The sequence below is a fragment of the Sporosarcina sp. BP05 genome (assembly GCF_014282005.1).
Lineage (GTDB): Bacteria > Bacillota > Bacilli > Bacillales_A > Planococcaceae > Sporosarcina.
In genome coordinates, this window is the sequence record NZ_JACFTD010000037.1 from 1 (window position 1) to 8,372 (window position 8,372).

Here is an 8,372-nt window from a genome sequence, read left to right on the forward strand (position 1 = left end):
TCCATTTTTTTAGTAATAGGTTTCTGCATTAACTTGTTTTCGAATTTTTCTTGGGTAATTATTTCATTTAATAATTCTACTTCTTTTTCCACGAATACATAATGCCCAAAGTAACAATTGAGATCTTTCACTGGTGGTAATACTTTTTTATTCATTAAAAAGTATGTGAATAAACTAATATTTTCTTCTTCAAGTATATTTATTTCTTGTATTTCACAGTAGGCTTTGATGAAGTCTATATAATCCCCATCTATACTTTTGAAATAAATACCGAACCGTTCTTTCCATTCATTTGCGAAATATTTTATGACTTGTTTTCTTAGCACCATCCACATAAACGCCGGAATTAAGTTAATATCAACATCCGTCTTACGAGCCACTATCTTTTCAAGACTTTCAAATACCCCAATTAAATAAGCTATACTTCCTTCTGGTTGAATTGAAATTAAATGGTTCATCATAGATTTAGTCGTAGACAGCAAATGAGCTTCAAATAAAAGTTCTTTCAAATAAGCTCTTTCAAGAATAATGTATTCAATTACTCGATGAGATTGAAAATCCAAAAAATACACTCTCGGAATTTCACCGATAAAATTATTAAATAATCTGACTATATCACTTTCTAAATTATCGATTTCGATTTCCAATAAATAATGGTCCTTAAGCCTATTTCTTTTTGAAACTTCATCAAATTTATTAACCTTTTTAATTATTTGATTCTTCTGCTCCTCATTCTTCACTCTAATTCTCAAAACAGCTTTCGAGTTATTTAAAAAGTAAATTCTGTAGAAGTCATCGTCAAATTCAACTTGGAAATCATGTATGGGATTAGGTTCTTTATTGTTTAAGATATGTTCAAAATCATCTATAGTTAAACGATTAAATAAATAGACATTATTAAATATTGATACATCACCATCACTAAAAGACCATCCATTTTCAACGTGGTGAAGGTATTCATTTATCGATTCAAAGTAATCTACATTTTCAAAAAACATAAAGTTATCATTGATAAAACTTTTAATTTCCTGAATGCTTATAAATTCCATCATTTTTTGATCACCTAGGTATTTCATTAGCGCTGAACTAAAGTTTCCTTCATCTAATTTTTCAGTCCCTGTATGATGAAACAGGCAAAAAAGAAAGGCTTGATCCAATGAACAATCTGCACTCCTAGCTACTTTATCTATACTGGACTTATTTTGTATAAATTGATTTTCTATTTGATCGTAGGCTATTCTTCTTTTTTGCTTGATTTCTTCTTGAAGTGCTTTTAATAGACTATTATCATTTATTGAAGAACCATTCACAATTAGCCACCTACCCCTCCCTGTATTTATAAATATAACGTAATATTTAGTAGAATATCATATTTACTACTTCGTATAAATTGAATTCACAGAACACTCGTAGTTGATCTCGTAACGTGTCGAGTCACTGACCAATTTTAGGGCTTATAACGACATTAGCATATATTGCGATATCCTATGATTCATAACGGTCGATACGTGTTAAACGCCTATTTTGGTAGGGTTGCAGCTTATCATTTCGTTTACATATGCCTCTAGCCTTAATCGTCTCGTGACATAACAAGTTCAAGTGTTCCGGTGTACTTTATTAACTATTTCGGGTGTTGAATCATTATTCTAGTTGCAGATATGAAAGGAAGCGTACCCTTTGATAGCAGCACGCTCATTGATGGATGATTGGTTGTCGACACTCAATCATGTTATGACGTTGATTAAATGGCCGTTGGTAGCAATTCGATACGAAACCCGTATTCTTCCCTGCTAAAGTCTATATATTTTTCATCTCTCAAGACGTTTAGCTGTTCGTTGAGCGCATTAACTTTCGTCCTGCTGTACAATCCGCATAATTGCTCATGGTCGATGAGAGGGGTTTGTAACGGATCCTGTAGTAGGTTGGTTATCTTGGTGAGTAAGTCTTGTTGTTGCTTGTCCATATGGTTTCCGCCTTCTTTCTCTTTAAACTCTTCGTAATCGAACTCCTCGAATGTTTCCGACTCTAATAAATCTACTGGTGGAACTGATCCATTTATAGATGATGCCGCCTTTTCGTCGTAATCCATGAAATTAAATAGTTCATGAGCATTGGCAGCGTACATAATTTCAAGCGGTTCTCGTTCCAGTTTGACTAACTCCCGTATCTTCTTCTGTTCTTTAGCAGGGTATGTGCTGAACAATTCAAAGTTATATTGAAGCTTGCGTATGCGATTTCTACGCCATTTGTCGGTGTTTAGTTGCTCAATGTCCGATATAAATAAGTAGCGTTTGAGCTGTTTTAATATCATTGAGTGCTGGATATTATGCAGTGGCATTTCTTTTAACTTCCATTTGAATCTGACCTCCATGCGATTAGGGAACTGATGGACGATTCCAGTATCCCTTTTTTGTTCTTTGATTTGGCGGTCATAGTGTGCGAGTATATGCCCTCTACGTTTTGAATTGTAATTACCGACGTAAAAAGTTTCATTTTCGTATAGCTTTCCACTGTCAAAAAGAGTTTTATGATGCTTAAAAAGCAGGGAATCGAGTACCCTTGTTTTGAAATCATAAAAAATATCTAAACGGATGATACGCCAGTCGATATGATTAAGAATTTCTATAATCTCAATGGGGATAGCTGATGTAAAAAAGAGTCGATGTATCTTTAAAGTAGCGTTGAAATGACAATGAAACTTTGGATCAATCGGTGATAGATGCATGGTAAATCCAATGTCATTCAAGAATAGAGAATGTCTGTAACCTGCTGTTCGCTGATATACGTTATAGTAGCGTTCATATATGAATTCTTTATCTTTGGGAGACAATTTACACATTAGATAACAGGTGTCGATACCTGTTTCATAGTCAATATTTAAAATCGGTAACGGTTTAATTATCGGATGTTTAACTTTGGATATAATTATCATTCCTTTCTTTTTCTGATTTAATTTGCGATAGGTTATATAAAAATTCCAAGTTAATAAGTAGTCTATAAAGCCATATAGAATAAGGATTATTAACCCTATTATTAGATAATAAATATAATTTTAGTGTCCCTTATAATTCAGCAGTCGGATGTATCGTATAGATCCTATAGATAGGTTTTGTATGACATGTCCTACCTATAGGATGTTTAATTGGGAATCACAACAAGTGGAATTTCATGCGCTCCATTTGAGTAACATCGTTTTGCATAGCTTTCAGTAGTTTTATTTCTTTAATTGAAGGATTTTCCCTTTGGTTTATGCGTTCAATACTGGCTTTTAAACGGGCATACCACGCCTTATCCTGTGCTTCCATTTCTTCTTTGGGACGGGCGGGACGTTGTTCAACTCTTGCGTACATAGCCATTTGGCCATTAGCTAATTCGATTGCTTGATTTTCGACACTCTTTAGCTTGCCGTATGTTGCACCCGTGAATTCGCTCATTTCTTTGATAGTGCTGACCATATGAAAGCCCAATCCATCGTCCCCAAAGGTCACTAAAGCTGTCTGCACAGCATTTTCTTGTTTGTGATCTTCATCCGATAACATTGCAAGATTACCAATTTCATAATCTCCTGTTCTGTCTATACGGTGCAAAGTTGGCTTATAGTCTTCGTTGTATCCACTATCTTTAAATTTGATTTGTTGGGTTTTCCACGTTTCCCACAACTTTGGATCCTCATTGATGATTTGAATTAATGCAAAACGAGGTTTTTTATTCAACAGAAACTTTTTGTTCTTATAGCTTTCATTGTTATTAACCCTATCTTTTGCATTATTTATCGAGTGGAAGAGTGTCAAACCTGCATCTACCAATTCAATGTCAACCTTATTTTTTATAAACGCTCTTGTAACTGTAACCCTTTGCTCATTGACTTTGTTCCTCTTTTCTACCTTCTTTTTTTGTCTTTTCTTCATCTGAAAACTTCCTTCCTTTTGCTATATTTTAGTAGCCGAGACCCCCAATTGCTGGAAGTGACGCCTCATAATAAAAAAAATTTTTTAAAAATGTATTGCAATTTGATAGATGTTCATGTTATACTTGAAGTAGGTATAATTACTAAGTCTTAACACTACTAGTATAAAGACGATTTTGAAAATCGTCAACCAGATTTCGTAGATTGTAAAAATAGTTTTATTATGAATATTCAATAAACAATATATAGGAACGAAAAATAGACGCCTTCCCAAAGTTAATCCTGGGATAGGCGTTTTCATTTGTTCTCATATTCTAAAACACCTCTGTGGTTGTCCTATGGACTCTGTAATGCGTTCCAAGAAGTTTTAGATGTATAAACTAACCTGTGATGCTAGGACGCTTAAATCAATTGCTGTGATTTGCAGATAGGGCGCTTATATTAGTTTACGAACTCTTTAGTAAGTTATAGGTAAGACATTAGTAAGTTATCGTAGATATACGAACTTATTAGTATGACTTACCAATAAATATTTTTATTTTACTAGAAAAAAGGGGCGTTTGTTGCCGCTGTACTTTTTAAATTTTCTTCAACGGTTCATTTTAAATTTCGAGTGAAACGACAACAGATTTCAGTGGATATTTTGAAAAAATAAACCATGGAAAACTGTAAAGGTCGTAGGAAAATTCCTACCAAGTAAAAACAACGTTTTTGGGGAGTGTGATCACACACCCGTAGCTTGCCCCCTCTCTTTATTTCTTTTATTTAGTCCCTGAAGGAAACCCATGTGAAACTTTATAGATTGAAAATAATTAAAGGGAAAATAAAGTTCGAATTTGAAAAATAGTTAGAAAGAGCATAAGGGAAAACTGGCCCCACTTTCAGTGTGGGACTAGGCGAAGCCTAGTGTTTGGGTGGGTACACGTTTTTTCAATTTAGGAACGCTAGAGTGACAGCTATTTAACGACTTAGGAACGCTAGCGTGACAGATAAAATCGGTTGCTATAAATCCAAATGTGGATCCCCTTAATTTTAATGATTGGCTAAATAATGTTTTAACAAATCAAATGCGTCAAGCGCAGACTTTGCTCTTTTATGCACTAAGTAAGAAGCAATATGTTCAAAGCTAGTCGATATGTTTGGGTATCTGTCTTTTAGGTTGTCTTCGTTGTGATGCATGATATATAAAGTGGCGTTTCTGACACCTAATTCAATAGTTTCGAAGCATTTTAGATTTGTAATTTGCTCATACTCCGAATATATCCCCATATTTTCTAGCAATTGTTTTGAATCTGTTTTGTTAAGGTAATCTACCAACTTTTGTTTATTTGAGTCAATGTTCATTATGTACCCCCTATATTAATGCGTAGCAATCTCCAGCCAGTCTGGTACTTTATAGTGTTCCTTACGGTAAATTTGTGCAGTCGTATCGAATGCAGCCGTATAGAGTACAGCCGAAATTGAACGGACTACTCCTCTTTTGTATCCGTTGATTACCGAAAGTATAGCGTCAGTAAATAACCCCTCGTTGGATTCAAAGGTAATCGTCCGGTCTATTGCGGCCTTTCCTCGTAAAAGAGCGCTGTATGCCTTGTACATAGCAGATTCATTTAGAAACGGGCTTAATGCATCATAGATAAATGCTGGAATTTTATCCCCTCGGAAACCTCTTTTCGTATCCAATGTGATTTTGGGATTGTTATTAGTATTTAAAGGAGTTTCTTCCTTGGGACATTCCGTTGGGACATTCTCTATTTTAGATGGTTCAAGACGTATAAAAACGATAGCATTTGATGATCTTCTTCTGTCGCCATTGTGGCGTTTTAACTCATGTTGTTGAATGATACCTAATGATTCAAGTTGTTGACATGCCCTGGTAACCGTTTTGCGACTGATGCCTAATTCTACGGCTATCTTGGATTTACTGCGGTATGATACCCCGTAATACTTAGAAGAATAACGATGCAATACGTCCAGGACTCTATAAGTTGAACGTGTTAAGTCTTTGGCGTGACGTTCTCGAATCAGTTTAGTATTGTCGTTTAGTTCGTTGATTGTGAAGAATGGTTGCAGTGATTGGTACGTTTCTGTTGTGTTAGTTAGTGTCATTTCATAGTCTCCTTTTTAGGAAACAAAAAAACGGAGGAATTAACCGTAGGTCGTACCGGTTAAAACCTCCGCTCGTATTACCTCTTGATTCCGTCTTGGATCGTGTGTATAATGACGTTATCAAGAGGTATTTGAGAAGTGTTTCACGCCGTGTCGTATACGGTGTAAGACGGTTGTAACGGGCTTGCCGGCCAGTTATAACGCTCAATGCCTCTTATTTTTTGTTCGATTTATTTCGTTGGGATAATCATACAACTAGACTGCTAATCTTGCAAGCTATTTCCCAAATAGTCGCATAAACAATCCTTTAGGCTTTTCTTCTACCTCAACTGTTGCCGCTACTTCTTCAATTACTGAAGAAACCTCTCTTATTTCCTTTAATTCATTCTTAATATCCTGGATTTCTTGCAATAAAATTCCCATGTTTTGCTCATATAAAATACTTTGATTTTGAATGTGTTCCGTCAATTGCAAAACCGCATCTTGTAACCGTCCAACGTCTTGTTGTTGCGCTATATTAGGTACTTGTTGCGTAACAACGTCCATTACGTCAATGCCATTTATGCGCTCTGTTATCGCCTTTGCGGCATCATTCAACGTCATAAAGCCAGAATCTTTGTATGAAATCAATTCCCTTAATACTTTTAAATTTTCATCGGTGTAGAACCTTGCATTACTACTGTTACGTCCAATTCCAGTATAATTTGCGTCTTCTAACATAGCCGAATACTTCCTTAAAACTGGTGGCTTCAACTTTAAAGCGGTGCATGTTTCGTCGATACTGTACACTTTTATTGCGCTCATATGACTGCCCCCGTTTCAAATATGTTGGTCATGCGTTATTGTAACACGGACGCAATGAGTCTGGTTTAAAGTCGTCATAATGTTGGACTGGTGCAGTTTGGTAGCGGTATCGTCCAATTTAAAGGCTGGGTGCATGACTAAGCGTGGTATGTGTGCTGTAGGGATCAGTAAGTAGATTGAATCGGCAATTATCCCGCCCGTTACTGCTGTTAATGATGGACTACGCCCCTTGGCCAAATATATCAACCCTCGTAAACCCGCATTTTTCCTACGTTTCCGAGCCTTCGTTTTCCGTTAAAATCTCTGTTTTATGTTGGAATGGCTGAAATGGTTGGAAACAAGAAAAAAGAGTAGCGGTTAGGCTACCCTCTCAATCCTTCACGTTCCAATAGGCGGTATATCGTTCCAGTGCCCACTTTAAACGTTACCCGAATATCTTTAATTGATGTACCTGCTTTGTACGCTTCAACGATTGCATTTAAGCGCGCTTCTTCTTTACCACCTTCGACTAAATGAGTTTTGCGTCCCTTATATTTTCCGTTTTCCTTGGCAATTTTTACGCCCTCTGCCTGTCTAATTTTATTATCGTCACGTTCCTTCTGTGCAAAAGCTGATAGTAAAGACAGAATAACGTCTGCTAGTGCTACCTGTACAATATCGTCAATCTTCTCTTTTGGCGTGTTAAGGATTGGCTCCTGGATAAACTCTAGGAATACACCTTTCTTTATGAAGAACTCATATTCATCTTTAATATCGTAATAGTTACGTGACAAGCGTGTGATACTGTCAAAAATGATCGTATCGCCTTCCTGTACCGTTTCCTTTAGTAACTGATAATGTGGGCGGTCTGTATTCTTACCACTTGCCTTATCAATGTACATTTGTTCCTTTAGGACACCCTTATCTTTCATTGTCTTAACCTGTCGTGCTTCATTTTGGTCGATTGATGAAACACGTATGTAAGTGTAAGTTGTCATCTTTATTACCTCATTCCGCTTGTTTTGTTACCCTTATTATAGCGTCAATTACGGTAATGGTCAAACGGTAACAATATCGAACGCTGTAACCCTTGGTATCATTGACTTGTTAATTAACAGATTCCATTACCGTTTGGGTGTAGTCTATCGGTAATGAAATCAAATAGACTCTTCTCTTATTATCCTTCCTGCTATTGAAAATTAATAGCAATTGCCTTCCTCACATATATTCATCAAATTTTTCTCGCAGCATATTCCTATCCCATAGAATTATGTCGTTTTTAGCAGCTAAATCTACTGCTGATTTCGTGAAATAATTATTGGTTATAACTATGCCCCTGTCGCAATTGTAATAAGCTATGCCTGCAACAGTTTCTTGTACAGCTGAATTATTTACTTTTGAACCATAACATTTAGTTTGTATCCCAAACTTCCTTCCATCCTTTTCTGCCAAAACATCAATTCCTTGATCACCAGACCCTTTAGTCCGTGTAGATAAATACCCCATTTTAGTAAATAATTCTTCAACAAATTCTTCAAACTCATATCCAGTAAGAAGGTCTAAATCATTAAAA

General features: G+C 35.9%; 8 protein-coding genes. All 8 read right to left on the reverse strand.

Annotated features, from left to right (window positions below; all coding sequences use genetic code 11):
* Window positions 1–1,310: hypothetical protein (locus tag H2672_RS18605; protein WP_186673852.1), on the reverse strand; the 1,310-nt coding region annotated here is incomplete at its 3' end.
* Window positions 1,311–1,741: 431 nt separating this feature from the next.
* A complete protein-coding gene (locus H2672_RS18610; protein ID WP_186673854.1) occupies window positions 1,742–2,932 on the reverse strand; it encodes a hypothetical protein in 1,191 nt (396 codons plus the stop codon).
* Between the two features lie 217 nt (window positions 2,933–3,149).
* The gene (locus H2672_RS18615) at window positions 3,150–3,908 is read right to left on the reverse strand and encodes a hypothetical protein (RefSeq protein ID WP_149582772.1); all 759 of its coding nucleotides are present in this window, start codon (window positions 3,906–3,908) and stop codon (window positions 3,150–3,152) included.
* Window positions 3,909–4,939: 1,031 nt separating this feature from the next.
* Window positions 4,940–5,251, reverse strand: coding sequence for a hypothetical protein (locus tag H2672_RS18620; RefSeq protein ID WP_186673856.1), 312 nt, complete (start codon window positions 5,249–5,251; stop codon window positions 4,940–4,942).
* 15 nt (window positions 5,252–5,266) lie between these two features.
* On the reverse strand, window positions 5,267–6,016 hold the full coding sequence (locus H2672_RS18625; RefSeq protein WP_186673858.1) for a MarR family transcriptional regulator: 750 nt from the start codon (window positions 6,014–6,016) through the stop codon (window positions 5,267–5,269).
* 276 nt (window positions 6,017–6,292) lie between these two features.
* Window positions 6,293–6,820, reverse strand: a complete 528-nt coding sequence (locus H2672_RS18630) for a MerR family transcriptional regulator (RefSeq protein ID WP_149582778.1) — start codon at window positions 6,818–6,820, stop codon at window positions 6,293–6,295.
* 362 nt (window positions 6,821–7,182) lie between these two features.
* On the reverse strand, window positions 7,183–7,797 hold the full coding sequence (locus tag H2672_RS18635; protein WP_186673860.1) for a recombinase family protein: 615 nt from the start codon (window positions 7,795–7,797) through the stop codon (window positions 7,183–7,185).
* A 220-nt stretch (window positions 7,798–8,017) separates the two neighbouring features.
* Window positions 8,018–8,372: restriction endonuclease (locus H2672_RS18640; protein WP_186673862.1), on the reverse strand; the 355-nt coding region annotated here is incomplete at its 5' end.

Excerpts from the sequence above, each read along its gene's own strand:
- H2672_RS18610 (WP_186673854.1), bottom strand. The coding sequence starts at position 2,932 with ATGATAATTATATCCAAAGTTAAACATCCGATAATTAAACCGTTACCG.
- H2672_RS18615 (WP_149582772.1), bottom strand. The coding sequence starts at position 3,908 with ATGAAGAAAAGACAAAAAAAGAAGGTAGAAAAGAGGAACAAAGTCAAT.
- H2672_RS18620 (WP_186673856.1), bottom strand. The coding sequence starts at position 5,251 with ATGAACATTGACTCAAATAAACAAAAGTTGGTAGATTACCTTAACAAA.
- H2672_RS18625 (WP_186673858.1), bottom strand. The coding sequence starts at position 6,016 with ATGACACTAACTAACACAACAGAAACGTACCAATCACTGCAACCATTC.
- H2672_RS18630 (WP_149582778.1), bottom strand. The coding sequence starts at position 6,820 with ATGAGCGCAATAAAAGTGTACAGTATCGACGAAACATGCACCGCTTTA.
- H2672_RS18635 (WP_186673860.1), bottom strand. The coding sequence starts at position 7,797 with ATGACAACTTACACTTACATACGTGTTTCATCAATCGACCAAAATGAA.